18 protein-coding genes are annotated in these 26,798 nt (G+C 67.3%); 16 read left to right on the plus strand and 2 right to left on the minus strand.

Annotated features, from left to right (window positions below; all coding sequences use genetic code 11):
* The first annotated feature begins 34 nt into the window (after positions 1-34).
* The 4 genes from ACYVAQ_RS14175 to drmB are packed head-to-tail and all read left to right on the plus strand — an operon-like array spanning position 35 to position 11,487.
* On the plus strand, positions 35-4,783 hold the full coding sequence (locus ACYVAQ_RS14175; protein ID WP_460790640.1) for a DEAD/DEAH box helicase: 4,749 nt from the start codon (positions 35-37) through the stop codon (positions 4,781-4,783).
* Positions 4,780-6,567 carry a UvrD-helicase domain-containing protein gene (locus ACYVAQ_RS14180; RefSeq protein WP_460790642.1) on the plus strand — a complete coding sequence of 596 codons (1,788 nt, stop codon included), beginning with the start codon at positions 4,780-4,782 and terminating at the stop codon, positions 6,565-6,567. Before ACYVAQ_RS14175 ends, ACYVAQ_RS14180 begins: the two co-directional genes overlap by 4 nt.
* Complete coding sequence (locus ACYVAQ_RS14185; protein ID WP_460790644.1) at positions 6,564-9,788, plus strand: helicase-related protein; 3,225 nt, start codon at positions 6,564-6,566, stop codon at positions 9,786-9,788. The genes ACYVAQ_RS14180 and ACYVAQ_RS14185 overlap by 4 nt, the downstream gene beginning before the upstream one ends.
* On the plus strand, positions 9,775-11,487 hold the full coding sequence (gene drmB / locus ACYVAQ_RS14190) for a DrmB family protein (protein ID WP_460790647.1): 1,713 nt from the start codon (positions 9,775-9,777) through the stop codon (positions 11,485-11,487). The genes ACYVAQ_RS14185 and drmB overlap by 14 nt, the downstream gene beginning before the upstream one ends.
* Here the strand turns inward: drmB and mobF are convergent.
* On the minus strand, positions 11,412-14,954 hold the full coding sequence (gene mobF / locus ACYVAQ_RS14195; RefSeq protein ID WP_460790649.1) for a MobF family relaxase: 3,543 nt from the start codon (positions 14,952-14,954) through the stop codon (positions 11,412-11,414). The genes drmB and mobF overlap by 76 nt on opposite strands.
* Before the next feature lie 349 nt (positions 14,955-15,303).
* Here mobF and ACYVAQ_RS14200 point away from each other — a divergent pair, with 349 nt between their 5' ends.
* From ACYVAQ_RS14200 to ACYVAQ_RS14255, 12 genes are all read left to right on the plus strand, one after another.
* Positions 15,304-15,924, plus strand: coding sequence for a hypothetical protein (locus ACYVAQ_RS14200; protein WP_460790651.1), 621 nt, complete (start codon positions 15,304-15,306; stop codon positions 15,922-15,924).
* Positions 15,909-16,877 (plus strand): hypothetical protein, encoded by a 969-nt coding sequence (locus tag ACYVAQ_RS14205; protein WP_460790654.1) that lies wholly within the window; start codon positions 15,909-15,911, stop codon positions 16,875-16,877. The genes ACYVAQ_RS14200 and ACYVAQ_RS14205 overlap by 16 nt, the downstream gene beginning before the upstream one ends.
* A 143-nt stretch (positions 16,878-17,020) precedes the next feature.
* A complete protein-coding gene (locus ACYVAQ_RS14210; protein ID WP_460790655.1) occupies positions 17,021-17,575 on the plus strand; it encodes an SAF domain-containing protein in 555 nt (184 codons plus the stop codon).
* Positions 17,575-18,339, plus strand: a complete 765-nt coding sequence (locus ACYVAQ_RS14215) for a MinD/ParA family ATP-binding protein (RefSeq protein WP_460790657.1) — start codon at positions 17,575-17,577, stop codon at positions 18,337-18,339. Before ACYVAQ_RS14210 ends, ACYVAQ_RS14215 begins: the two co-directional genes overlap by 1 nt.
* Positions 18,336-19,808: a CpaF family protein gene (locus tag ACYVAQ_RS14220; protein ID WP_460790659.1), complete on the plus strand. Its 1,473-nt coding sequence runs from the start codon at positions 18,336-18,338 to the stop codon at positions 19,806-19,808. The genes ACYVAQ_RS14215 and ACYVAQ_RS14220 overlap by 4 nt, the downstream gene beginning before the upstream one ends.
* Positions 19,805-20,668 carry a type II secretion system F family protein gene (locus ACYVAQ_RS14225; protein WP_460790661.1) on the plus strand — a complete coding sequence of 288 codons (864 nt, stop codon included), beginning with the start codon at positions 19,805-19,807 and terminating at the stop codon, positions 20,666-20,668. Before ACYVAQ_RS14220 ends, ACYVAQ_RS14225 begins: the two co-directional genes overlap by 4 nt.
* On the plus strand, positions 20,665-21,567 hold the full coding sequence (locus ACYVAQ_RS14230) for a type II secretion system F family protein (protein WP_460790663.1): 903 nt from the start codon (positions 20,665-20,667) through the stop codon (positions 21,565-21,567). Before ACYVAQ_RS14225 ends, ACYVAQ_RS14230 begins: the two co-directional genes overlap by 4 nt.
* A 32-nt stretch (positions 21,568-21,599) precedes the next feature.
* Complete coding sequence (locus ACYVAQ_RS14235; protein ID WP_460790666.1) at positions 21,600-21,794, plus strand: hypothetical protein; 195 nt, start codon at positions 21,600-21,602, stop codon at positions 21,792-21,794.
* Positions 21,763-22,206: a TadE family protein gene (locus ACYVAQ_RS14240; protein ID WP_460790668.1), complete on the plus strand. Its 444-nt coding sequence runs from the start codon at positions 21,763-21,765 to the stop codon at positions 22,204-22,206. The genes ACYVAQ_RS14235 and ACYVAQ_RS14240 overlap by 32 nt, the downstream gene beginning before the upstream one ends.
* Entirely contained in the window at positions 22,206-22,625 is a 420-nt protein-coding gene (locus ACYVAQ_RS14245; RefSeq protein ID WP_460790918.1) for a TadE/TadG family type IV pilus assembly protein, read from the plus strand. Before ACYVAQ_RS14240 ends, ACYVAQ_RS14245 begins: the two co-directional genes overlap by 1 nt.
* Positions 22,622-23,053, plus strand: a complete 432-nt coding sequence (locus ACYVAQ_RS14250; RefSeq protein WP_460790671.1) for a TadE/TadG family type IV pilus assembly protein — start codon at positions 22,622-22,624, stop codon at positions 23,051-23,053. The genes ACYVAQ_RS14245 and ACYVAQ_RS14250 overlap by 4 nt, the downstream gene beginning before the upstream one ends.
* The gene (locus ACYVAQ_RS14255; RefSeq protein WP_460790673.1) at positions 23,050-26,067 is read left to right on the plus strand and encodes a LysM peptidoglycan-binding domain-containing protein; all 3,018 of its coding nucleotides are present in this window, start codon (positions 23,050-23,052) and stop codon (positions 26,065-26,067) included. Before ACYVAQ_RS14250 ends, ACYVAQ_RS14255 begins: the two co-directional genes overlap by 4 nt.
* Positions 26,068-26,122: 55 nt before the next feature.
* On the opposite strand, the gene ACYVAQ_RS14260 is transcribed toward ACYVAQ_RS14255, so the two are convergent.
* Positions 26,123-26,749 carry an RNA polymerase sigma factor gene (locus ACYVAQ_RS14260; RefSeq protein WP_460790675.1) on the minus strand — a complete coding sequence of 209 codons (627 nt, stop codon included), beginning with the start codon at positions 26,747-26,749 and terminating at the stop codon, positions 26,123-26,125.
* Between the last annotated feature and the right edge of the window lie 49 nt (positions 26,750-26,798).

A 26,798-nucleotide genomic window follows, 5' to 3' on the forward strand; every position in this document is an offset into this window, starting at 1 on the left:
ACCGGCTCGGGTGTCGTCTGACGATGGGGTTGCGGTGAAGGGTTGGGAGCGCGGGGCGGATGGCCTTGCCAAGGTTGTCTGGGAGCAAACCGACGTATGCCTCAAGGTCTACGCCGAAGACCCGAGCCGTGTGCTCCAGGACGCGAACAACGAGCGTCGAATCTCGGAGGGCGGGTACGCCACTCGACAGCTTGAGGAGCTCCTGCAGAACGCGGTCGACGCCGCGCGCAAGGGCGGCGAGCGGGTCGAGGTCCTTCTGACGAAGGACACCCTGTATGTCGCCAACGACGGTGAACCGTTCGACGAGCGCGGGCTTCGGTCGGTGATGGCGTCCGACATCTCGTCCAAGGACGACGACAAGATCGGGAAGTTCGGCATCGGTTTCAAGTCTGTTCTGGCGGTCTCGACCAGTCCCCGCGTCTTCAGCCGCACTGTCTCGTTCGGCTTCGACAAGGCCTGGGCCACCGAGACTCTGAAGGACGAGGGATACGAGTTCGCCCAGTACCCGACGATGCGCTTGGCTCGTTCACTCGACCCGATCGCGGAGGGCTCGGCGCGAGACGACAACCTCCGCGAACTCATGGAGTGGGCCAGCACAGTCGTCGTCGTGCCTCTCGCGGTCTCATACGAGACGATCTCGCGCCGGCTCTACGACTTCCCGGCGGAGTTCATCCTCTTCTCGCCGCACATCAAGCGCGCGCGGCTCAGGAACCTCGCCGAGTCGGACCCTGCTGCGAAGCAGGGAACCTCAGGTCGACCATCCGATCGATCGATCAGTCAAGAAGCGGTCACGGATGGCTCTGTGATCCTCAAGTCTGGCGGAGTATCGGCCCGTTGGGTCGTGAAGCGCGCGATGCACGTCCCCAGCAGCTCGGCTCGCCGAGAGGGCGGCCATGTTGCGTCCCGTCAGCAAGTGGAAGTTCAGTACGCCCTGCCGATCCCGCCGGGTTCCAGCCGCTTGGGCCGTTTCTGGGCCTACTTCCCCACCAACTTCGAGACCACGCTCACCGGGCTCATCAACGCTCCGTGGAAGCTGAGTGACGATCGGACCGGCCTCCTCGAGGGTGGGTTCAACATCGAGTTGCTCGAGAAGCTTCCACGGCTCGTGGGCCAAGCGCTGCAGATCCTCAGCGGCACGAACGATGCCGTCTCCGCCCTGGACGCGATGCCCGCACGAGGACTCGAATCCCGGAACTGGGTTGATCGGGAGATAAACGATCCGATCTTCAGGGAGCTTCGACGGGTGGCGTCCCTTCCTGACGGCACCAATACTCTCCGCCCGCCTGCCGACGTCAAGTGGATCGGCGACGCACCGACGGAATGGCTCGAGCACTGGGCGCGGATCAAGGACGCGCCTCTCGAGAAGTGGCTGCACCCCAACGCCTACTCGAGTCCCGAGCGTCGCAACAAGATCGTGCGATTGATGCAGCACGAGCGCGGATCGTCGGATGCTCCGACTCAGTCGGGCATCGACGAGTGGCTGGAGTCGCTCGTCGCCCCCGGGACCGTTGAGGCGTCTGCTGAGGCGATCCTTCTCGCCGCCAGGGTTGCGATGGACGCTGGAGCCTCGTCCGAGGTGAAAATCCGCAACGCCGCCGCCAGCGTTCGTAGCGCGAAGATCATCCGCCTTGAGAACGGCGAATTCCGTGCGCCCGCAAAGGGCCGAGTCTTCGTGCGTGTTCCTGGTGACACGACCTCCGACGTCGATTTCGTCGACCCCGCACTCGCGGCGCTGCCCGCGGTGCGCGAAGCGTTGAGCCAGCTCGGCATTGTCGTCATGGACAGGAGCGGAGAGCTACGCCGCTTACTCGCCGAGGCGAAGACCCCCGCGGCTCTAAAGTCGCCCGGCACCGTCTGGTCGGCCATCTGGGCTGTGCTTCGTGACCTGCCGCGTGACACTGCACTCCAGATTCTGCGTGAGGACCTCGGGCAAGACCTGCTGAGTCACATAAGAGTTCGGACTGCTGCTGGCACATGGCTGCCGATTCCGCAGGCGTTCCTAGCAGGCAGGATCATTCCGGCCGACGGAAGCCGGGATCGCGACCGTCTGATCGACCCGCACTTCCATGCGCAAGATGAAGATCTTCTGCACGAGTTGGACGCAGTCGACGCCCCCGTGTGGCGGATGCATGCGCCGACCGAGTCATGGTTCGCGGTGTACGAGGACGACATGCGCGAGGCATTCATCAACGCCCAGCCACGAGGTGGTAGCCGGCCGGATCTGACGAAGGTCCAGGTATCGGCCGGGACCGAGGGTGCACCTCCTCCGTGGCCGCTGACCCCGCTTCGGACGCTGAGCCCCGAGGGACTCGTCGCCGCGACCGAGCACCTGATGTCACGTCCCGTGAGCGCCGATTGGCGCGTGCAGCATTCGTCGAACGCCAGCTATGGCAGCTATAACGTTGTTCCGCCTGAGGTGTGGTTCCTACGGAAGCACGGGCTGCTTCGTACGGAGTTCGGGGTCCGACGTCCAAATTCCACACTGCTGGCCAGCGAGAACATCGACCCGTCGATCTTGCCCGCAGTCGATGTGTCGGATGCGTGGGCCAGAGCGCTGGGGATCGAACGCGACCTGGAGACGTTGAGCGCGGCGGACTGGCGCGAACTGAAAGCCGTTGCAGACACCTGGCGAGGTCCGGAAGACGACGAGCGTCGGACCGCGTTTTATGCCTGGTTGCCAGGACGCATCGAATGCGATTCGCTCGTCGTCAGGGTCGGCCGGCAACTCCAGTCAGTGGAGACGAAGAACATCGGTGTGACTGCCGAGGTTGCCGTGCACGAATCAATGGTGGAAGCCCAAATCCCCGTCTTGTTCGCCGCCGTGGCAGACGACGCCGAACGCTTCATTGAGACGTGGGGCATGCCCCGCGGCAAGGATCTCCTTCAGGAAGAGATCGTCGCTGAGACATCGGGTGAAGCCGTCTTCTTGACCGATATCTACCCGCCGTTGAAGCTTCGGCTCGATCCGGCCGACCAAGACCTCCGACTCCAACCGGTCTCCAGGCTCGTCAAGATGATCTCGACGCCCCGTGGGCAGGTAGCGTCGCCGATCCAAGCGCGCCGCGACGGTGACGCCATCCTGGTGACCGCCACCAGACCGACCGAGCAGATCGCTCAGGTCTCGGGTGTGCTCGGCCTCGGCATGGATGCGGCAGCCATTGCCAAGGTCCTGCAGCAGATGGAGCGAACCGCCACCAACAAGCTGCGGGCTGAGATCAAGAAGGCGAAGTCGGACGACGAGAAACTAGTCGTCGCCGTTGGTGTCGACGCGCTCCGCAGGTGTGTGCCTGCTCAGGCGCTCGAAGTTCTCGATGGCGCGACCGGTGGAGCGAGTCCTACCGACGTCGCTTCGTTGGCGCGCTCTGTGCATGGCGTCGCCATTCTCAAGCAGCTCCGTCCCGCCCTCGAAGAACGCGGTCTCGAGCCGCCACGCGAGTGGACGGGACGGCATCGCACCCGCCAATGGGTCCACGACCACGGATTTCCCTCCGACTGGGCGGGCTTCCCTGGGAGCAGCCGCGCTGCGGTGGAGGTAATCGACGGGCCTGCGATTCTCAGCCCCTTGCACGACTATCAAGACTTCGTCACCGATCGCATCAAGAGCATGCTCCGAGGCGTGGGGAACGAGCGCGGGATGGTGTCCCTGCCCACGGGCGCGGGCAAGACGCGCGTCACGGTGCAGGCGCTTGTGAATGCAGTTAGGGAGGGTGACGTCCCTGCGAGCGTCCCTCAGATCTGGATCGCCCAGACCGACGAGCTTTGCGAGCAGGCTGCTGAGACCTGGACCTACGTGTGGAGAGCCATCGGGCCCCAGGTCCCGATGCGTCTCGGCCGCCTGTGGGCGAACAACGAAGTGCCCGAGGAACCCGGGACGTTCCAACTCGTCATCGCCACCGTGGACAAGCTCAATTCGCTGGTTTCGCGATCCAACGGCGAGTACGACTGGCTGAGGCAACCTTCGGTGATCGTCATTGACGAGGCTCACACGTCGATCGCCTCGTCCTACACGCGCGTGTTGGACTGGCTCGGGCGTGGCGCGCGACCGCGCAAGGGAGAGGTTCGCAAGCCTCTGATCGGTCTGACGGCAACGCCGTTCCGCGGCACCTCGGTCGACGAGACCGAACGGTTGGCGGGCAGGTACCTCGGGAACCGGCTGGACCGCGGTGCCTTCGTCAAGGAGGACCCCTACGAGGAGCTCCAGGACATGGGCGTGCTCGCTCAGGTCAAACACCGGATCCTCGATGGCAGCGACGCCGAGCTGACCGCATCCGACATCGCCGAGATCGAGAAGATGAAGCGACTGCCTCCGGCTGTGGCCGAGCGCCTCGGCGCAAACCTGACGCGGACGTTGAAGGTCGTCGATTCCATTGCGGCGCTCCCCGACGACTGGACGGTACTGGCGTTTGCGCCGTCTGTGGAGAACGCCCGAGTGCTCGCGGCGTTGCTCTCGCATCAAGGGATCCCAGCCGTTTCAGTCTCTGCGGACACCGAGACGGCGGCACGACGCCACTACGTGGAGGAGTTCAAGGCAGGGCGCATCAGGGTTCTGACGAACTTCAACGTTCTGACGCAGGGCTTCGACGCACCCAAGGTCCAAGCCGTCTACGTCGCGCGGCCGACCTTCAGCCCGAACGTCTACCAGCAGATGATCGGTCGCGGGCTTCGCGGTCCCAAGAACGGCGGTTCGGAGGAAGTGCTGATCGTGAACGTCCAGGACAACTTCCAGCAGTACGGCGATCTGCTCGCCTTTCGGGAGTTCGAGTACCTCTGGACCAAGCGATGACCGAGGTCTCGCTGGACGACAGCCAGCGCGCGACCGTCCAGATCGACCCAGAAGAACGCCAGATCGTGATAGCCGGCCCGGGCTCGGGCAAAACCGAGGTGGTGTCCGCACTCATCGAGCACCTCACGGAAGAGGAGGACGTCGATCATCTCGACGGACTCCTCGTGATCAGTTTCTCGAATGCCGCAGTCCACGCCGCGGAAAGCAGGCTGAGAGCCCACGGCGCCGCACCGGTGTCAGTCCAGACATTGGATTCGCTGGCTTCCTCCTTGCTGAGAGACCTTGCCACCGAAGACCACGAAGACTTGGACTTCGACGGCAGAGTCGTAGAAGCCACGCGGCTCTTGGAGATCGACGGATGGGAACGGATCAGCGACCTTCAGCATCTCATCGTCGACGAGGTCCAGGACGTTGTCGGGGTGCGCGCAGACTTCCTGCTGGCGATCATCGCGGCCATCCCGGCCGATGCAGGATTCAGCCTCCTGGGGGATCCGGCTCAGGGGATCTACGACTTTCAGCTTCGGCCGCCCGGCAGCGGCCGCGCGCCTGCTTCGACGACCACCGCGGCGCAACTCCTGGAATCGGTAACCGCGGCCCATGCCCCGGCGCTGCGCCAACTGACGGGTCAGTATCGCGCCGCGAGTCGCGATGCTCGGGCCGCCATGCGATTGCGCGACGCAGCCCTTCCCGACGGGGATGCAACAGAGATGGAGGACTTCTTCGCCGAGCTCGTTCACCTCGGCCGCCTCGAAGAAGCCGTCGATCTCCTTCGAGGCTGGTCAGGAACAACGGCGCTGCTCACATCGACAAACGGCCAGGCACTGGCGACGGCTGGCGTCCTTCGACGCCTCGGCATGGTTGTGGAGATCCGACGAAGCGCCCATCACCAGGTCGCTGCCGGGTGGATCGCGGCGACGTTGGGCGACTCGACGACCGACAGCGTCGGCAAAGCGGGCTTCGAAAAGCTGATCTCCGAGAGGCATCCAGACATCAATGCGGCCGACGCCTGGCGTGCCCTCAGAAGCCTCACCGACGCTCGCGGCACCGAGATCACGGTCAGCTCTATCGCCAACCGCCTGCGAGCCGGCCGCCGCCTCCTTCCCGACCTGACGCAGCGGCCCTCGGCGGACGTCGTGGTGTCGACCGTTCACCGGTCCAAGGGCCTCGAGTTCGACAACGTTGTCCTGCTCGACTTCCCCTCGCGGGGTCGCATCGCGGCTGATAGCGACGTGGACGGGGCTCGCCGCACCCAGTTCGTCGCGCTCAGCCGAGCGCGGAGCCACCTTGTCCGTGCGGACGGCCCCGATGATCGAGACCTCCGGCTGGCCACGAATCCTGGAACTCAGCGAGCTCGGTGGATCGTTGGCGGCCATAAGCCCTGGATGACGTTCGGCACCGAGATCGGCGTCGGCGACATCGAGCCGGTCTTCGACGATCCCGCGCCCAGCCAGGCGCAGATAGAGGCGGAAGTCGTGGCGGGCGCTGACTTGGATCTGCGGATCGATGTTGAGGCGTCGACCTTGGAGTTCCCGGTCTACGCGGTCATCCACAACGGGATGACGATCGCTCGCACATCTCGGACTTTCGGCGAGGATCTGGCCAGCCGCATCGGGACCCTCGAACGACGACGAGGCACGTGGCCGGGCCTCTACGGCGCTGAGGTCGAGGCCATCGCCACCTATGCATCAGATCCTCGGTCGGATTCGTCGTGGCGTCACGGCCTCTACCTCGCACCGATTGTCACCGGACTTCTCACCCTCGACTGGAACGGATCAACCGAATGAGCAAGCTCGACCCTTGGTACGAAGCCCGTGCTCGGATGGTCGACGCGGTCGTTGCCGACCTCTACGGCGCGGAGACGGACGATCGCCTGGACGAGGAGCCGCTGGAGCGATTCATTGTTGGAATCCTCCACCCCCGCACCGCCGACGGAGCGGCCGCGCCGGTCGAGGTCGCCGACGAGGAACCTGACAGCGAAGGCGGCACCGCCCCGGACGCAGACTTCGACCCAGGCGTGTCGTTCGCACACCTGCGTTACCCGTCGACGATGGGTTTGACCTTCGGCATGACCGCGGACGCTACCGGCTTCGAGGTCCAGGTCGTCGCCGATCGGTACGAACCGCTGGAGCAGCCGGCGGAAGGCGCGACCGAGACCACCGGGGTGGCAACTCGCGCATACGGCAAGCGGGTCACCGACTGGCGACGCGTTGCAGTCGGGCCAGTCATCGAGGCTTTCGAGCTGGGACCGGGTTCCGACACCAGGCAGGTCGCCGACGGCCTCGCATTGCGCATGGTGCAGCGCCCCGCAACCGACGGAGTCGTGAACGTGACGGTGGTGCTCGTCAACACACACAGCAAGCCGGAGAAGGGTCGGTCCGATGGCCTGTGCTGGTTCCGTCCCGCTCTTCGGGTGCGGGTCGTCGATGGGTCCCTAGCTGACCGGAGGCCCGACCGCGAGCTCGCTCACATGGACTCGGACGAGCGCAGCGGCGAGCTGCTCTACCGCAAGCAGCGGCACCTCGCGGTCGGGCACGGCGTTGCTGTCACCTGGGACGAGGGCGACGTCGTTTCGGAGGTGGCCACGACGTTCTTCCCCACACACGATCTGCAGCTAGCTCAGGCTGATCGCGACGACGTCCATGGGCTCGGAATGCCGAACCTCGCGTCGGCGGACGCCAACGCCGCGCTCGAACGTCTCGTTGCGCAGTACGAGTCGTGGATCGACGAGGAGGCCGAGAAGCTGCCTTCGCTGACGACGGCGCACGCCGATACCGCTCGCGGTCATTTGTCCGACGCCAGGGTGGCGGCCGCGCGCATGCGGCGCGGTATCGAGCTACTCCGCCGTGACGCGCACGCAGCCGAGGCATTCCGGGTCATGAACCTTGTGATGCAGCAGCAGCGCGCGCGGCAGGAAATGGTGCGGCGAGGTCTGACCGTTCCCCCGAGCGACGTCGTCGGCGCATGGCGGCCGTTCCAGATCGCGTTCATCCTCCAGAACCTCGAGGGAATCGCGGACCCGCATTCCCCGGATCGCGATCTCGCCGACCTGCTGTGGTTCCCGACCGGCGGCGGCAAGACCGAGGCGTACCTTGGCCTGATCGCGTTCACGCTAGTCCACCGACGGCTTCGCGGCGCAGGCGCGGACCGAAATGGCGCAGGGGTGGGCGTTCTGATGCGGTACACGCTCCGACTCCTGACTCTGCAGCAGTTCGAACGCGCCTCCGGCCTCATTTGCGCGCTGGAACACTGGCGGACCGGCGAGGCAGGACACGACGATTGGGAGCCGTTCTCCATCGGTCTGTGGGTCGGGCAGGGCGCGACACCCAACAAGACCGAAGACGCTGCGAAGGCGATCAGAAAGCGTCAAGGCGGCGAGGACCCCGGTGATCTCGGCGACCCGATTCAGTTGCTGCGGTGCCCGTGGTGCGGTTCCAGGCTCGGACCCGAGCACTACGAGGCGGATACGCGTCGAGACCGGGTAACCGTCCGTTGCCCGAACGCGACCTGCCGGTTTGCATCCGGTGACGGGTTGCCGGTGCACCTCGTCGATTCGCAGGTGTACGCGGTACGTCCCTCCTTGGTGATCGGGACGGTCGACAAGTTCGCGATGCTCGCTTGGCGCGAGCGAAGCGGCGCACTGTTCGGCTCGAGGCACGATGCGCCGCCGGACCTCATCGTTCAGGACGAGCTGCACCTGATCAGCGGCCCGCTCGGGACGCTCGTGGGACTGTACGAGACTGCGATCGACGAACTCGCCACAGATCCTCAGACACGCGCGCGCCCGAAGTTGGTTGCTTCGACTGCGACCATCCGGCGTGCCGCGGACCAGGTGAAGGCGGTCTTCGATCGTGATGCACGCCAGTTCCCGCCCCCCGGAGTGGACGCCGACGACTCCTTCTTCGCAGTCGACGCGGCACCGGATGTGAAAGGCACGAGGCAGTACGTCGGGCTCATGGCGCCAAGCGCGAGTCACGCCACGCTCCTGATCCGCACATACGCAGCCGCTCTCCAGGCCGCCAAGGATCTCGATGCGTCCGATGACGTCCGCGACGCCTACTGGACGATCTTGGGCTACTTCAACAGTCTGCGAGTGCTCGGCGCCGCGTACATCCAATCGATCGACGACGTTCGGGACAGGGTCAAGGTCGTTGCCCGCCGTGGAGGAACGGACCTGCGGGAGACGCGCGATCCACGCGAGCTGACGTCCCGAAAGAAGTCCAGCGAGATCCCTCAGGAACTGGACGCATTGCAGACAGCTTTCCCCGATCCCAACGCCCCGGACATCGTCCTTGCGACCAACATGATCTCGGTCGGTGTCGACGTCGATCGTCTCGGCCTGATGGCGGTGATGGGTCAGCCACAGACAACCTCGGAGTACATCCAGGCCACGAGTCGTGTCGGGCGCAGTCGCCCGGGTCTGGTGTTCACGCTGTACAACGCGTCGCGCTCGCGAGATCTGTCTCATTACGAGTCGTTCACGTCCTACCACCGCGCGCTCTACCGCCAAGTCGAGGCGACCGGTGCGACGCCGTTCGCTCCGAGGGCGCTCGATCGTGGACTTCACGGTCTTCTCGTCATCCTTGCCAGGCACCTGGTGTCGGGTGCGGCCGGAGACAAGGCAGTAGACGTGCCTGTCGACAGCGACGCTCTGGGCGACATGGCACAGGTGGTCATCACCCGCGCCCAGCGGGTGGACCCTGCCTCCACGGCAGACGTTCAAGAGGCCCTCGACTGCCTGATCGAGCACTGGCAAGTGGCCGTGGAGGAGTCCGACGTACTGCAATATCCACGCTGGGCTCAGCAGGGACCAGAGGTCAAGGGACTGATGATCCCAGCAGGCAGTTCGGGGATGGACTCGTCGACTGGTGAGCCCCTGGCCGAGATCTTCCCCCCAGCCGAGCCGCCGTGGCCGACGTTGATGTCCCTCCGGAACGTAGACCGGGAGAGCACTCTCAAGATCGTTTCCAACCGACAGACGAAGGCGGTGCGCAATGGCGACCACTGATCGCCCGAAGGCACGACAGAGCCAGCTCGTCACCACCTATGGCGTCGGGTCGCTGTACCCGGCCGGCGATGAGAGCTTCATGGTGTGCGGCACTGATGACTGGGACGAGAAGTGGTCTCCGTCAGTCGAAGAGCCGCGCCTCGCACGCTCTCTGGGGGTCCACTCGTTCAAGGCCCCTTCCAGCGGCAAACGAAGCGGCGATGTCCCGGTCGTGCGCTTCCCGCTCTTCCACTACTGCCCGGAATGCCGGCGCCTGGACCGCTTCTGGGCCTTCGACGCCAGGAAGATGGAGTGTCCAGACTGCACCCGCGATCTAACCCCTTCACGCTTCGTGGCGTGCTGCGAAAACGGCCACATCGAGGACTTCCCCTACTTCCAGTGGGTCCACCGCGGCGCCGACACCTCCGGTAGCGACCACACGATGCGCCTTGAGTCCCGTGGAGCCTCGTCTTCGCTTGCAGACATCGTCGTCCGGTGCTCGTGCGGTGTTCCGGCCCACGACCTCGACGGATCCTTCAATCGAAACGCCCTCACCGAGATCAAACGATGCGGAGGCAAGCGCCCCTGGCTCCCCGGTGCCCCCGACGAGATCTGCGACAAGCCGCTGCGCGCCCTCCAGCGCGGATCGTCCAACGTCTGGTTCGGCGCCGTTCGCTCGTCCATCTCCATTCCTCCGTGGTCGAGCCCGAACGCTCAGTTCGTGACCAAACACTGGACGGTCCTCGAGCACCTCCCCGAAGACGCGCTGCGCGCCGCACTCCCCGGGATGATCGCTGGCCGAAGCGGCCACTCTGTGGATGGAATCATCGAAGTCGTTCGCGGACGGAAGGGGCTCCAATCCGGAACGCAGCCGACGGACAAGGACCTCCGTGAGGAGGAGTACCGGGCGTTGATCGACGGAAACGACGGCGGCGCACTGGACACATTCCAGTGCGTGCCCGTCGACGTCGACGCCCGGCTTCGCGGAATCGTCCGTCAAGTGTCAAGGGCGACGAGACTGCGCGAGGTGCGAGCGCTCCAGGGCTTCTCGCGGGTCACCCCGATGCCAACCGACACCACGAGCCCCCGTCTCGCGCCGCTGAGCGCCACGCCGCTCTACTGGCTCCCAGCGACCGAGGTCCTCGGTGAGGGGATCTTCGTCAGGCTGGACGAGGACGCTGTCGCTGGATGGGAGCGAACGAAGCTGGCCGAACGGCGCCACGGAATGCTGAGCCAGTCGCTACGGCAGCGCGCGACCGAGTCCGGCGCACCCGTCGTCGAGGCGCCCTCGGCACGCTTCGTCGCAATCCACTCCTTTGCTCACGCGCTGCTCCAAGAGCTGAGTCTGGATGCCGGGTATCCCATCGGATCACTGCGGGAACGGGTCTACGCGGAACCGGGCCAGTCCGGTCTTCTCATCTACACCGCCTCGTCTGATGCTGCGGGCAGCCTCGGAGGACTCGCGGCGCTGGCAGCGGAGAAGCGGTTGGCTGACTCCGTGACCGCGGCATTGAGCCGGGCGAGCTGGTGTTCCAACGACCCGGTCTGCTGTGAGTCCGGCCCCTCCGGCAGCGACGGACTCAACTTGGCCGCGTGCCATGCATGCCTCTTGCTTCCCGAAACCAGCTGCGAGCACCGAAACATCTACCTCGACAGGGTGTCGATCATCGGTGAAGCCGTCGGCTCGAACGATGGGCTGTTCAGCGGCTTGAACGCCTGACGAGCACTTGCGGACCGCATCGCAGCCTGGGCACATTGTCGCTCGGTCTCCTGCGCGTCGCACCACGACCCTCCACCGAGCGGCGCATCCGACGTGACCTGGTACCGCTCGCGATACGCGGCGATTGTCGTCGCAACCGCCTGCCATTCCGTCCGAGCACCGGGGTCAGCCGGGAACTCGCCAAGACGCTGCGTCCAGCGCTCGCGTGACGCGACCGCCTCCGTCGCCAGGGCGAGGGCCCTTGACTCGATGAGCTGAACCCGCTCCTCGAGTGCCTGGCGGTCCTCTACCCTCATCTCCCCCAACGGCAAGGGGATGAGTCCGGCGATCAGGCACGGTCGGAGCCGGCAGCCACGCGGCCTACCGGAAGCTGCCTTCTCGACGCGGTAGCGAAGTACGGCTGCGATGTCGGCGGCGTCGTCGAGTCCATGCTGACCGACGACGCGGGGCACCAGCGTCTCGAGGTCGTGGTGGTAGGCCTCGGCTCGGCGGAGTGAAGCGGTCAGCGGCCCGAACGCAGCGGATTCGAGCACCGCGGCGTGCTGTTCGGCCGACAGCCCGGACCGTGCGAGCAGGTCGGCGAACCGATCATGCTGGGCGTCGGCCGCGATTGTCTCCAGCTCGGCGGCCAGGCGGTCGATGCCGCCGTGCAGCTCGAACTCGGCCTCCATCGTCTGGAGGGCGCCCATGCCGGCACCGCTGTGCTGGAGGACGCCGAAGAGCACCGTTCGCGCTGTGACGTCATCCGGCTCGGGTGTCGTGTGACTGTCGTCGGGCTGGTCGAGCGCGACGTACGCGATGTTCGACTCGCGGCCGCGGCTCATCGAGACGTACAGGTTCTCCCGCGTCGTGCCCGGCGTGACGACGACATGGGATGTGTCGACGGTGACGCCTTGAGCACGGTGGGCGGTGACGGCGTAGCCGAGGTCGAGGTGCTCCCTCACGTAGTCGCGAGGCAGCACCGCTTTGCCCCGTCGGCGCGGGTCGACACGGTCGACGACCACGGAACCATCGGGCCTGATGTCGGCGATTCGCCAGCGGTCGCCGTTCTTCACCCAGCCGCCGGCCGACGTGTGGAGCGTCCGGTCGTTGCGGCGGGTGATCACCATGTCGCCGATGGAGGCGCGACTGCCGTCGCCGAGTTCGCTCTCATGGCCGTCCGCTGCGCCATCGAGCAGGAGTCGTTCTGCACGTGCCCGTTCGTTGAGCGCGCGAACGGCGTGCGACGACTCGGTCACGAGGATGCTGGCCTTGCCTGCTTTCGTGTCAGTCCGCCATCCCTCGTACGCCTGGTCGAGCATCTCGTCCGTGAGTCCTTCGCGGATTCGCTTCTGTCTCGCGTAGGTCGAGATGATCTCGACCTCGCCGCGGCGCAATGCCAGCGAGGCGTGCTTCTCCCACGCGTTCGTGAACCGGTGGATCTCGGTGAGCTCGGGTGCGTCCGTTCGCCTGTCCACGAGCATCGAGAAGGCGCCGCCGGCTTCGACGGAATGCAGTTGATACGGGTCGCCGACGAGCAGCACCTTCGCGCCGGCGGACTCAGCGATGTCGGTAATCCGGTCGAGGGTGGCTGTGCTGGCCAGGGTCGCCTCGTCGACGATCACGAGCTGGCCCGCGCGGAGGTTCGTGCGCCTGAGGTCGAACTCGGTCAGCCACTTCGCGGTGTTGTCGCAGGCGATGCCCAAGTCGTCAGCCAAGGCCTGAGCCGCGGCGGCCGAGGGCGCGAGCCCGAGGACACTCTCGCGCCCGTGCTCGGTGATCCACACCGAACGAAGCGCACGCATGGCGGTCGTCTTGCCCGCGCCCGCCGGCCCGACCAGGAGGTCGAGCTTCCGCCCGAATGTCGTGATGCTCTCCAGCGCGGTCCGCTGCTGTGTGCTGAGGCGTCCCTTCGAGTGGGCAAGCACGCGTGCGGTGACGGTCGAGCGCACCGTTGGCGCTCCGCTGGCCTCGGAGCGCGCCAACAGCCGCTCCTCCGCTTCGATGATCGACGTGGATGAGTACTTCACCGAGTGCCGCGGGCGAAACACACTGGTTCCGTCCTCACGCTGGAAGCGGGCGGGGCTCAGTGCCAGCTCCGGCGGGGTGAGGGCTACCGACTGGGCCTGGGCCGCGTCGACGACCATCGCGATGGCCGCCTCGCGGTCACCTGTAGTCGCGAAGCGGAGATCCATGGTCTGCTTCGACGCCTCTGCCATGAGGTTCCAGTGATTCCAGACGGACCGCTTGACGCTCACCGCACCGACGACGTCCGCGGCGATCGCTTCGACCGCTTGGAGGGGTACGTCGGCGATTCGCAACGGCATGGCGCCTGCACCCAGCAGCGTCGAAGCCCAGGCCGTGGCATCGCAGCCGACTCGCTCTGAGGCACGCCGACGCCACTCGGCAGTGAGATCGACGAGCGAACGGATCTGCTTCGGCGGACGCGTCGCGAGCGTCGCGTGGGCACGGAGCTCCAGGATGACCTTGGCGGAGGGTTGCCGGCCGTGGCGTGCGACGTACTCCGCGATCAGCTCGTCCTTCTTCATCTCGATCTGCCGGGTGCGGCTCGAGAACTCAGCGATCAACTCGTCGCTGACCCCGGCGATCTCCCATCGCGGGTTCCTCTCCGCTCCCCGCTGGCGAATCTCCCACTCGACGCCGAGCTCGCGGGCGAGCCGGTCGGCGAGCAGAGCGTTGTAGTGCTCCGAGAGCCCGGTCCTCGATGCGAAGACCGGCCGGCCGTCGAGGCTTCGCCAGCGCCCGTCCATCTGAGTGAGGACCTTGTTCGAGACGACGACGTGGGTGTGCAGCTGAGGGTCGCCGGCGCGGGAGTCGAAGTGGTCGAAGGCCACGGCCGCGACCCCGGCGACGCTGACCTGTGCGACGGCGCCGTCACTGTCCGAGATGCCCGCTCGAGTCGCCGCGATCTCGCGCTCGAAGAACTCGAGGACGTCGCCGACAGCGGCGTGGTGTGCGGCGATGATCCGCTCCTGGGTCCCTGCGTCGGCGACGCCCCAGAGCACCGACACAGACTTGGGAACGCTGAAGGTGAGGTCGAACCCCGCGACGGCATGACGCATGCCGAGAGCCGTCTCCTCAGCCTCGATGCGTGCAGTCTCGGCGGCGCAGTCCTCCTGGGTCATCTCGGGATCCAGCGCAGCGACGCGCTCACCGATCCGGTCGGCCAAGCGCTTGTACGTCGGGAACGCGCGACCGAGCTGCTCGCCGGTGATCGGATCGCGGTCCATGCCGATGAGCAGCGCTAGCTGGTCCTCGGTCACCTCCAAGCCGGGCACGATCTGCCCCTCGCCGAAGGCGCTCACTCCTGAGCCCATCCACCGGCCGGGCGGCGTGCCCACATCCGAGTAGTAGCGCGTGAGCGGCGTCGACAGAGAGCGGCTGCCGTCACCCACGGCGACGCTGCGCAGCAGGTACTGGTAGCCGATGCCCGCGGACATCCTGCGCATCGAGACCGTCACGGCCACGTCCGTTCCACAGTCCTCAGGTACGCGCGTTCATCCACAGCCCCCTCGATCTGCACACCGTGTGAGCTCGAGATGGGGTGGGGTGGAGGAGGAAGAAAGAGGAGCAGGGGTGAGGAGTGGTGGCGAGCGGTGGAGAGGAGAGGAGTGCGGGCGGAGAAGGAGGGAGTGAGGAGGAGACGGAGGAAGGGCGGTGGGAGACGCCGAGCACCTGTCCCCTGAAGCGCCTGTGAATCGGCTGGCGCTTCCCGGCGCAATCAGGTTTAGGCTGAGCGCAGACGATGTACGCACCGCCCGCGGATGTGACTCGTCTGCCTTCGAGCCGAGTGGCACGAAGGAGCAGGAACCGCAGATGACGAAGCGACTCGGGCTGATCTCGTCGGCGACCGGCATTCTTTTGCTGGCCGTGCTCTCGGCGTGCGGCAGCAACGCCGCGAGTCCGTCGCCCACGGATGCGACCCCAACCTCGAGGCCGACGGCTCCGACAACGAGCGCCACGCCGATGTCGCCCTCAGCCCGAGCGAGCTATGACGCTGCGGCCGCAGTCAGGACGTATTACTCCGTTCTCGACGAGCTCGGCCGCGATCCGAAGAGCAGCCTGTCGAAGCTCAGCACCGTTGCGACGAGTACTCAGCTGAGCGCGATGCGCACCGTGCTCCGAGAGCAGCACGCACGCCATGAACGGCAGACCGGCTCTTTGATCATCGCCGACACGAAGGTCCAGTCGGTGAGCCTGGACAACTCGGATCCCTCGGCCGGCCAGGTCCCCGCAGTCGTCATCGACGTCTGCTGGGACGTCAGCGATGTCGACGTACTCAATTCGATTGGGACGTCGATCATCTCCAGGAGCCGCCCGAACCGTGGCTGGACTCGGTTGACCGTCGCAAACTACACGTACGTCGCCGATCCTCACGGCGGCTGGCGCGTCGCGTCCGGTCAGGACCTCAAGCAGGCGCCATGCGCGGAATCCTGATTCGCCTCGCGGCGGCCACGCTCCTCTACCTTGGCCTGAGCGCGCTCGCGCCACCTTCGTCGTACGCCGGAGGTGGCGGCGGAACAACGTGCACCCAAACCAACCCGTACACCGGCCTGTGCGTCACCACCGTCGAGGTTCCGGGCCAGCCAGGCAGTCCAGGGACGCCGAACGGCGGTCCGCAGGACACGGGTTCCGGCGCGGCCTGTTACTGGGATGGCACCTCGCAGGGGATCTCGAACCCTCCGCCCGGACCGGTCCCCTGCAAGACGACGAGGGGCTACTGGTCGAACAGCTATCACTGCTACATCAGCGCGGTCACTCCCCAGCCGCTCGCGGGCGATCCCGCCTGGCAGGGGCACCAGCCCGGCGATGGCGCGGTCTACAACTGCAGCCAGCCGCAGACCGGCATCCTGATCATGATCTGGGCGCCGAACCCGCCCCCGAACTCGGGCACCGGGCCGACTCCCCGCGAGGTCGCGCAGATCGCGGTCAAGCAGATGGGGCTGACGTCCATAGACATCGGCATCGCTCCCAAGCCCGGCCCCGGCAGCATCGGGCTGGTCGGGATGCCAGTGTGGATGTGGGCGGCGAACCCCAGCGACCACAGCGTCGGGCCGATCACCTCCAGCGCGAGCGCCGGCGGCATGACGGTCACGGCGACGGCGAAACTGTTGGACGTCACCTGGGATATGGGCGACGGCAGCCAGATCGTCTGCAAGACGGCGGGCACGCCGTACAAGCCGGAGTACGGGCGCAAGGACTCGCCTGACTGCGGCTACACCTACGAGCTGTCGAGCGCGCGTGAGCCGAGTCAGGCCTACACGGTCAGCGCCACCTCGAGTTGGGTCATCACCTGGGCGGGGGCCGGACAGACCGGCACGATCCGCCTCAACGGCCTGACCCGCTCGGCCCAGATCCGGATCGGTGAGGCGCAGGTGCTCGTGGACTAACGAGCGCTGCGGGAGGGACGACGATGACCACGACTGCCCGAGAGGACCGGAAGCCCGGCCCCCACATCAGCGCGCCGGAACCGGCCCCTGCAACTCCCCCGGTCAAGCTCCGACGGCGCCCAGCATTGGTCGTCATCGCGGTCGTGATCACAGCGCTCGGATGCCTGCTCGGTGCGTGGGCATGGAGCGCGACAACCAACACCGAGGAGGTCCTCGCCGCCACGCACACGATCCATCGCGGAGAGGTGATCCAGGCCGGTGACGTCCAGCGGATCCGGATCAGCGGGGATCCGGCTCTCACCCCACTGCCTGCCTCGGCGTACGACAGCGTGATCGGCCACCGTGCAGCGCTCGACATCTCCGCCGGCGGACTCCTCACGCCGGACTCGACGAGCACCGCACCGATACCGCCGAAAGGCCAGTCGGTCGTCGGGATCTCACTCACGCCGGCGCAGGTACCGGCCCTACCGATGCGTGGTGGCGACAAGGTTCGCATCATCGTCACACCAGGCGACAGCGGTGCCACGGCCGCAGGCGCAACACCGTTCACGCCGGCCGTTGTGGTCGACACTGCGTTGGATGACACAACCGGCAACACAGTCGTCAACGTCCTGGTGCCGTACGCCGACGCGAGCGTCCTCGCCGCCCGCGCGGCGACCGGGCACGTCGCCCTCGTCCTCGACTCCCAGGATCAGTGATGGCCGTCATCTGCCTGACCTCGGCCTCGGGATCGCCAGGTGTCACCACCACCTCGGTCGGGTTGGCGTTCTGCTGGCCGCGTCCGGTGCTTCTCGTCGAAGCCGACCCGACAGGCGGATCAGGGATCCTCGCAGGGTTCTTGAAAGGCACGGAGCCCTATGACGCCGGCCTGCTCGAGCTCGCACTGTCACCGCTGGGCGTGGCCGATGCCCTGCGCGACGTCGTACGACGACTCAGTCCCACCGTCTCCCTCGTCGCTGGGACGAGGACGCACGCGCAGGCACCCGCGCTGCGCGACATATGGGAGCCGCTGGCCACCGCGCTCGCCGATCTCGAGGGCAATGGGCAGGACGTAATCGTCGACGCGGGCCGGCTCGGCCTGACCGGATCACCGCAGGCACTCCTGGAGTCCGCGGACCTGACCTTGCTGATGACCCGCGCGACATTGCCGTCGATCTCAGCAGCCCGGTCGTGGGCCGACGCCGTTCGGCAGCCCGCCAAGGGGTGGCGGCACCCCGGCCTGCTGCTGGTCGCCGAAGGCCGGCCGTACCGGGACTCCGAGGTGTCCAAGGTCCTCGGCATGCCGGTGGTGGCTGATCTCCCGGACGATCCCGAGGCCGCAGCGGTCTACCACCGGGGCGGGGCTCCGCCGCGACACTTCGAGTCCGGGCCCTACGTGCGCGCCCTCCAGGGCGCGGTCCAGTCGATCCAGGCAAAGGTCGCCCGCGGCCGGTTCGCCCTGGTCGAGGAGGCGACACGATGACCGAGGCGTGGCGCTACATGAACGAGTACGGCGAGCTGTCGAACCTGCCGCTCTTCACCCAGCCACCCGGTACAGCAGCGCCGACGCCCCGGCCGCTCGGCGCGACGGTCACGGCACCGCCGACAGCCAGCAACGAGGTCGACTGGTCACTCGTCGCCGCGCTGCGTGCCCAGGCTTCCGAGCAGTTGAGCCAGACGCTCGTCTCGGACCGTGCCCGGATCGACCGGGACGCCCAGCAGGAGCTCGGCCGCTCGATCGTCCTGGACCTGATCGAGTCGGCCATGGCCGATGCCGCCAACGCCGGCGAGCGCACATGGAGCACCGCTCGACAACAGGCGACCGCTCAGGCGGTCTTCGACTCACTGTTTCGGCTCGGCCGTCTTCAACCGTTGGTCGATGACGACCGAATCGAGAACATCATCATCGTCGGCTACGACCGGGTCCGGCTCGAGCTGATCGACGGCACCGTGGTCGAGGGGCCGCCGGTGGCGGACTCCGACCAGGAACTGATCGACTTCCTGGTCTTCCTCGCGTCCCGCAGCGAGGTCAACGCCCGCTCGTTCTCAGAGGCCCAGCCGCGCCTGCACCTACGACTCGACGGCGGCGCCCGCCTCGCGGCTGCGGCATGGGTGACGCCGCGGCCCTCGGTCGTGATTCGACGACACCGGCTGATGCACGTCACGCTCGATGACCTGGTGGCGCGGGAGATGATGACGCCGGTCGCGGCCTCCTTCCTGCGCGCCGCGGTTCGCGCCCGGAAGTCGATCGTGGTCGCCGGCGCCCAGGGTGCCGGGAAGACGACCCTGGTCCGTGCACTGTGTGCCGAGATCGACCAGATGGAGGCGATCGGCACCTTCGAGACCGAGTACGAGCTCCACCTGCACGAGGTCAGACCCGACCAGATCGTCCATGCCTGGGAAGCCCGTCCCGGATCTGGTGAGCGAGGCCCGGACGGACGTCAAGCGGGCGAGTTCACCCTCGATGAAGCGCTGGTGGACTCGTTCCGATTCAACCTCTCACGCCAGATCATCGGCGAGATCCGCGGCAAGGAGATCTGGGCGATGATCAAGGCGATGGAGTCCGGCACCGGGTCCATCTCCACCACCCATGCATCGGATGCCATTGCGGCGGTCCGCAAGCTGGTGACCTGCGCGATGGAGGCCGGGCCGCACATCACCCAAGGACTTGCGACGAGCAAGCTCGCCGCGACCGTCGATCTGATCGTCCAGCTCAGCATGGAGACCACACCCGTTCCCGGAGGTGCGCATCGGAGTCGCCGGGTCGCGGAGATCATCGCCCTGGCGCCCGGGGAGAAGGATCCCGGCTACGCAACGACACATGTGTTCAGTGCCGACGGCTCAGGGGTGGCCGTCCCCGATGTCCTGCCCGACGAGTACCGCGCGCTCGCACATCACGGGTTCGACCTGTCCGGCTACCTCCAGACCCGCCCACTGGGAGGTACGTCGTGACGCCCGTGCTTCCCGGCCTTGCCGGCGGACTGATCGCTGTCGGAATCCTCGGCATCGCCTTCGGGCTCCGACCCGTTCCCGTCACCCCGAAGAAGCCGAGCCGTCCCCGGCGCGTCGTCGACTCGCGGACGCGCCTGCTTCTCGTGATCGGCCTCGGCCTCGGCATCCTCGGCTGGCTCCTCACCGGCTGGATCCTGGCGCTCGCGATCGCCCCGATCGCGGTGATCGGCCTCCCGGTGCTGCTGTCGGCTCCCCCGGCCGCGACCCAGATCAACCGGCTCGAAGCCATGGAGGAATGGACCCGGTCCCTGGCCGGGGTGCTGACCGTCGGGATCGGACTGGAGCAGGCGCTCGTCACCACGCTGCGCTCAACCCCGGGGCCGATCAACCCGGAGGTGACCCGGCTCGTGAGCAGGCTCCGCGCCCGCTGGAACACCGAGACCGCGCTGCGGGCGTTCGCCGACGAGCTCGACGACGCGACCGGCGACCTGATCGCCGCCAACCTCATCCTCGCCGCACGCCGCCGGGGCGCCGGCCTGACCAGCGTCCTCGAAGGGCTGGCCGAGTCGGTCGCCGCCGACGTGCGCGCTCGACGTCAGGTCGAGGCCGACCGCGCCAAGCCGCGCGCCACCGCACGCTGGGTGACGGTCATCAGCGCCAGCGTCCTCGTCATACTCGCCCTGTCCGGCAGCTACGTGACGCCGTACGGGAGCCCGATCGGGCAGGTCATCCTCATCGTGCTGCTCTCGGCGTACGTCGCAACGCTCGTCTGGATGCGGCGGATGGCGACCGGCAAGCCGCTCCCCCGGTTCCTCGACCGGCGAACCGATCTCAGCCGCGTTTCAGGGGTCGCGCCATGATCTCCGGACTCCAAATGGCGATCGTGGCCGGTGGGCTCGTCGGACTCGGCCTCACGCTGCTACTCGTCCGCCTCCTACCCGCAGAGCCAGACCTGACCGACGCACTCGACCGCATCACCATCACCCGCAGCCGCGCCGCCACCGCCACCCAGACAGCGCGCACGGGCAAGGAGCGCATCGGCCTGTGGGGCCTGCGCGTCCTCCCGCCGGGCATCTGGGTCCGTACGCCGACGCGCGAGCTCGCGCTGCTACGCATCTCGACGGCCCAGTTCTACGGCGAGAAGCTGACCTTCGCTTGCCTCGGCCTCGTGATCCCACCCGGCCTCATCACGCTGTTCAACGCCCTAGGTCTGAGGGTTCCGCTGCAGATCCCGGCTCTCGCCTCGCTCGCCCTCGCCGCGGTCATGTTCTTCATCCCGAACTACAACGCCCACGACGACGCCCGGAAGGCACGGCTGGAGTTCGCCCGAGCCCTCGGCGCCTACATCGATCTGGTCGCACTCGAGCGCAACAACGGCATAGGTGTCCGACAGGCCATGGAAGCCGCTGCCGAGGTCGGCGACTCCTGGGTCTTCACCCGACTGTCCGAGGAGCTGACCCGATCCCGCTGGTCCGGCCTGCCACCCTGGGACGCCCTGCACACCTTGGCAACAGAGCTCGGACTGCCCGAGCTGGACGACTTCGCCGACATCATGCGCTTGGGCGGTGAGGAAGGAGCTGGCGTGTACGCCACCCTGCGCGCCCGCTCCGCCGCCATGCGTACCGCGATGCTCAACGGCGAGATCGCCCAGGCCAACGCCGTCGGCGAGCGCATGACCATCCCCGGATCCCTGCTCGGCGTCATCTTCATGGCCCTGCTCGTCGCCCCATCCCTGCTTCGCATGTTCACGGCCTCGTGACACGGAAGGACAACCCACCAGGAGGAACCCGGATGTTGAAAGCCCTCGTCCTGCTGCAGATCGCAGCACTCACCCTGCACGACCACACACGGAAGACGTCGCGCAGCGAACGCGGCTCTGTCACCACCGAGCATGTGCTCTGGGCGGTCGCGGTCATCGCGATCGTCGGCATCGTCGTCGCAGCCATCACCAGCTATGTCACGAAGCAGTCCGGCAACATCAAGTAGCCGCCAGTCCACGAGCGGTGGCCGCGTCGAACGGGGCTCGGTCTCGGTCGAGCTTGTCATCCTGCTGCCTGCCCTCTTCGCCCTCATGTTCCTGGGGATGCAGGCCGCGCTCTTCTACCACGCCCGTACGACGGCGATCGCCGCCGCGGCGGAAGGGGCCCGCGCAGCCGGAGGCGAACACGGACGCGATTCCGATGGCGCCGCCGCCGCCAACGCCTTCATCAACGAATCCGGAGGCGACGGCGTCCTCCAGAACACCTCGACCACGGTCTCTCGCACGGCAACTACCGCGACCGTGACGGTCACGGGATTCAGCCTCAGCGTCGTCCCTGGCTGGCATGTCCGCATCACCCAGTCGGCCACCCTGCCGGTCGAGCGCCTCTCCGCCCCCGCAGCGAGCGGTGCTCCGTGATGCACTCGGACGAGCGTGGCTCGGCGGCGATCGAAGCGGCGATCGGCGTACCCGCCTTCGCCCTCTTCCTCGGCCTCATCATCTTCGGCGGACGTACCGCGGACGCCCACGAGGCCCTCCAGTCCGCTGCCGCAGACGCCGCCCGCTCAGCCTCGATCGCGCGCGACGCACGGACGGCCACGACGGATGCCCGCGGCGCAGCCACCGCCAGCATCAGCAACCAACACATCGGCTGCACCCAGATCGACGTCACCGTCGACACCTCAGACTTCAACAAGGCTCCCGGCGTACCCGGAGCCGTCGCGGTCACCGTCTCGTGCCGCCTCAGCCTGTCGGATCTCGCTGTGCCAGGAATCCCCGGCTCGAGGACTTTCACGAGCACGATGTCCAGCCCGATCGACACCTGGCGTCAACGATGAGCCGCGCACTACGCCGCCGTGGGCAACGGGGTTCCATCACCGTGTGGCTGGCCCTGGCCAGCTTCGCGATGATCTTCCTGGTCGGCCTGGCCGTCGATCTCGGCGGGCAGGTGCACGCCCACGAACGCGCCCAGGACCTCGCCGCACAAGCCGCCCGCGCCGGCGGCGAGGAGGTGAACGGCGGCCCTGCCATCCAGGGCGCCGGCGTCTCGGTCAACCCCATCGCTGCCCGAGCGGCCGCCGAGCGCTATCTCGAACAGGCCGGAGTCCAGGGCACCGTCACGGTCACGAGCAGCAACACCATCACCGTGACCGTCCACGACACCTACGACCCGCAGTTCCTCGGCCTGATCGGCATCCATCACCTCAAGGTCACCGGCACCGCCAGCGCACACCTCATCCGCACCCTCGGAGGCAGCCAGCAATGAGCACACTCACCACCCGGAGCCGCGGCGTGGCAGCGATCCTCGCGCTCATCGCTTTCATGCTCGGCGTACCCGCGCTTCTGATCGCCATCGGCGCGATCCCCGACCTAGGCCCGTTCTCCTGGACGCGACTCACCTCACCGGACGACGGAACTCTCGCGTTGCAGGTGATCGCGGTCGTGTGCTGGATCGCCTGGGCTACCTTCACGTGCCAACTGATCGCTTCGATCGTCTCCCATGTTCGTGGCATGCGGGCTCCGCGCGTGCTCGGACTGGTCGTGCCCCAGCTCGCCGCCGATCGCCTCGTCGCAGCCGCGGCGCTGCTGTTCGTCGCCGTTCCGACAGCGACCGCACTCCTCCCGCAACCGAAAGCCGACGCAGCCGTCACCGCGACTCCCATGCCCGCTGCGCCGGTGGCTGCTGCGCCACAACCAACAGCACCCACCACGCACCACGTTGCGCCGCTCGAGCGCGAACCGACGACCGAGAGATACACCGTCAAACGCGGCGACAGCCTCTGGAAGATCGCCGATGAACGTTTCGGCGACGGCACCCGGTACGGAGAGATCGTCGCGCTCAACGAGCCAGCCCTCGGCGGGCGCCCCGACTTCCTCCTGCCGGGCACGGTCTTGAAAGTCCCCGTCGCGACACCGACAGAGGACGAGTACGTGGTGAAGCCCGGTGACACACTCTCCGAGATCAGCGAGCACGAGCTCGGCAACGCCGACGCGTACCCGGCGATCTTCAACGCCTCCCGCGGCACCGCCCAGGCCAACGGCGACCACCTGTCCGACCCGAACCTGATCCTTCCCGGCTGGCGACTCACCATCCCAGGGCCCGCCGAACCCGTCCCCCAGGCACCGCCCGACCACGTGGCGAGACCGCCCGAGCAGCGGCCTGCACTCCCGCCGACCGCGGATTCCTCATCGCCGACGGCGACCGAAACGACCGGCACACCGCACATGCAGGCGGACGACGGCCACTCGGACGCGCCGGCCTGGCTCCTCCCAGGCCTCGCCGGTACGGGCTCCATCTTCGGGGCAGCGTTCTGGATCGTCCTGCGAGCCCAACGCCGCACACAGATGCGCTGGCGCCGACCGGGCCGGATCATCGCACCGCCCTCACCCGAGCTGGTGCCGGCCGAGAAGACCGCCCGGGTCACGGCCACATCGCTCGCGCCACGCATCGAGAAGCTCGACGCCGCCCTGCAGTCACTCGACCCGACGAAGGTCCGGATCCTGACCGCGACGCTCACCGGCGAGGACATCGGCATCACACTCGCAGCGCCCGCCGACCTTGAACCGCCTTGGACAGGTTCAGATGTGACCTGGCGGATCGCACTCGCCGACGTACCAAAGAACCGCGAAGCGTTCCCTCCTTACCCGCTCCTCGTGAGCGCCGGCCAGGACCTCCACGGGGCGTTCGTGTTCCTCAACCTCGAGGAGCTCCGCGTCGTCAGCGTCACCGGCGACCCTGATCGCAAGGCGGCGTTCGCGCGCCATCTTGCCGCTGAGCTGGCGGTCAACCCGTGGTCGATCACCACTCACGTCGACGTCCTCGGCCTCGGCGCCGACCTCGCCTCGTTCCACCTCGGCCGCATCAGCACCCACCCGCCAGGCGACACCGCCTTCATCGCCACACTCGCCGCACATGTCAGCGAGTCGGTCCCGGACGGCGATCCGGACGACTTCTACGCCGCGATCATCGCGACCGCCGACGCACCCGGCGAAGAGATCGACGAACTTGCCGGCGCGCTCGTCGGCTTCACCGGCCGTACGGCGGCCGCGCTCGTCGACCTCGCCGGCGATCCTCGCCCGATGGCCACCCACCTGCAGTTGACCGGCGACGCCCGGCTGACGTGCCCGAGCCTCGGACTCGACATCGCAGTTGCTGGGCTCAGCGAGGCGGAGGCCCGTGCCTGCGCCCTGCTTCTCGACCTCACCTTGGACTCGCAGGATATGCCCGTCCCCCGATCGACCAGCCCGTCCGCCCCGGCTGACCGCGGAGGCGCGCTCGTCGAAGAGCTGACCGAACCACGCCCCGAGGGTGGTCCGGCGGGAGACGCCTCACTCCTACCGCTCGAGGCACACGTGTACGCCGACGCAGCCGCAGCCACCGTCGAGGACATCGAGACGCTCGCACCCGTGGCCGCTCCCCAAGCAGCGGCGCTCGTCGCGAGCGAAGATCCCGGGCTCGACGAGGACCTCGCTCGCTGGGAGTCGCCCACGGTGACCTCGACGAAACTGACGCTGCTGGGTCCGGTGGGCGCGCGCACCACCGGTGACGCGAAGACCGCCGCGGCCCGGCGTCCGTACTACGTCGAGCTGCTGGCCTATCTGGTCCTCCACCCCGACGGCTCGACCGCCGGGGACTTGGCCGACGCGTTCGGCATCACCCCCGAGCGCGCCCGCGTCTCGATGAGCAACCTGCGGCGCTGGCTCGGCACAGACCCCAACACCAACAAGCCTTACCTCCCCGACGCGAAGCAGACCCACACCTCAGGAACGCTCGGCGCCTACAAGGTTCAGGGCGTGCTGTGCGACCTCGACCTCTTCCGCCGGCTGCGTACCCGCGCCCAGAGCAAAGGCGCCGCCGGCATGGGCGACCTCATCATCGCGTTGCGCCTCGTCACCGGCGAGCCGTTCAGCAGCCTGCAGGACCGCCACTGGTCCTGGCTCCTCGAAGGCGAGCGTTGGGACCACATCATGACCAGCGCGATCGTCGACGTCGGCCACATCGTCTCCGCGCACGCTCTCGCCGACGACGACACCGCGCTTGCCCTGTGGGCGGCCAGGGCGGCGTACTCGGCGGCGCCGTACGACGAGGTCGCCCAACTCGACGTCATCCAGGCCGTCGCTGCCGGCGGAGACGACGAGCGGGCCAGGAAGGACCTCGCCGACAAGGTCTTCAACCGCCGCGACGACGAGCTCCCGCCGATCGAACTCCCAGAACGAACCACGAAGGTGATCCAAGGAAAGGGCTGGGAGCCCGGCAGACGCAGCCGCCGAAGCGGATGAAGTTCGGAGGCGATCTGATGTGGGATACCCCGCCGGTCGCCCCGTTACGTCGACGCTATGCCTGCGGATAGCCCGGGCGGTCTTGGAGGTCCTCCCGAAGATCCGGGTCCGACTCCACGACCTTCCGAAGCCGGGCGACGGCTCGCTGTACGGCCCGCTTGGTCGCCTCGTAACTAGCACCGGTGTGGCGTGCAACTTCCTTCAAGTCCAGGTCCTCGATCACGCGCAGCCTGATGAGTTGTCGGTCCCTCTCTGACAGTGCCGAGAGAGCCCGATCCGCAGCGACACCTCGCGCCGTAACCAACGATGGTGTCGCGAGGTCCTTCAAAGCTGCTCGCAGGTCCCAGTCTGCGTCCGTCTCCGCATCCCCGAAGTCGACAGGCACGGCTGGGCGTGCTTGATCCTTGCGGAACAGGTCGATGGCCGAGCTCGTCACGATCGTGCGCAGCCATCCGGTCGGAATCTCCCGCTCGCCGCCGGATCCACGCTTCCAGGCGTCGGTGTTCTTGCCGAACTTGTCGAGGTACTTCTCGACGACAAGCGAGACGAGGTCCGCCTGGTCCGCGGCAGACCAACCCTGGTACTTGCCAGCCACGATGTGCTCGACCTGCCGGCGTACGTCCGTCAGCGTCGGAATCTCGGTGAGCTGGCGTGCCCACCACGGGTCGCTCGCGTCATTCATGTTCCTTACGGTAAGGCGCAGTTTCGCGGCAGGGGAAAGAAATCCTCGC

This window comes from Nocardioides maradonensis, assembly GCF_054777115.1.